The organism is Rhodococcus sp. C26F, assembly GCF_053345925.1.
The window spans coordinates 186,077-187,098 of sequence record NZ_JBKFBA010000004.1 but is presented as its reverse complement, the minus strand read 5'-3'; the positions used below and the strand labels follow the sequence as shown (position 1 = coordinate 187,098).

The following is a 1,022-nucleotide window of genomic DNA, read 5'->3' as shown; positions in this document are numbered from 1 at the left end:
CGCCGATCTCGCGGCCGCCCGCGACACCCTGCTCTCCGGCGGCCCCCGCAGCCGCCGCCTCGACACCGTGGCCCTGCGTCACGCCCTCGTGGACCTGCACGAATTCTGGTTGACGACGAAGGGCTCCGAACTCGGCATCAAGCGCGAGGGAGGCTTCGCCATTGTCGCCGTCGGGGGTCTCGGACGCCGCGAGATGCTCCCGTACTCCGATCTCGATCTCATCCTCCTCCACGACGACATGGCGCCGTCCGTCGTGTCGAAGGTCGCCGACGAGCTCTGGTACCCGCTGTGGGACGCGCACATCAAGCTCGACCACAGTGTCCGGACGGTGCCCCAGGCCCTCCAGGTGTTCTCGTCCGATCTGACGGCCGCGCTGGGAATGCTCGAGGCGCGGCACATCGCGGGCGACGCCCAGCTGAGCAATCTGCTCATCGGTGGTGTGCGACGTCAGTGGCGCACCGGCATCCGGTCCCGCTTCGACGAACTCATCGAGATGACCGAGGTGCGATGGCAGCGCAGCGGGCAGATCGCCCACCGGGCCGAACCCGACCTCAAGAGCGGTCGCGGCGGGTTGCGGGACGTGCAGTTGCTCAATGCCCTGTCCGTTGCGCAGCTCACCGACGGCATGCCGGGACTCGGACCCGACGTCCCGGGCGGCGGACTCGCGGCCGCCCACCGGCGACTGCTCGACGTACGCACCGAGCTGCACCGCGTCGCCGGCCGCTCCCGCGACCAGCTGCGCGCGCAGGACGCCGACGAGATCGCCGCGGCGCTGCGGATCGGCGACCGTTTCGATCTTGCGCGGGTGCTCACCGAATCGGCCCGCACGATCAGCTATTCCGTCGACGTCGGTCTGCGCACCGCGGCCAATTCGCTGCCGCGCAAGGGTCTGTCGCGTCTGCGTCGCGGACCGGTGCGGCGTCCGCTCGACGAAGGGGTCGTCGAGCACGGGGGAGAGGTCGCCCTCGCACGCGACGCGCATCCGCGTCGCGATCCGGGCCTGATCACGCGGGTCGCGGCGG

The 1,022-nt window shown here is 70.9% G+C and carries 1 pseudogene (cut by a window edge); it reads left to right on the top strand.

Features of this window, described 5'->3' with window-relative positions:
* Window positions 1-1,022, top strand: a pseudogene (locus ACLBYD_RS07805) ([protein-PII] uridylyltransferase family protein); its annotated part reaches 111 nt to the left of the window's first position; the annotation flags it as partial.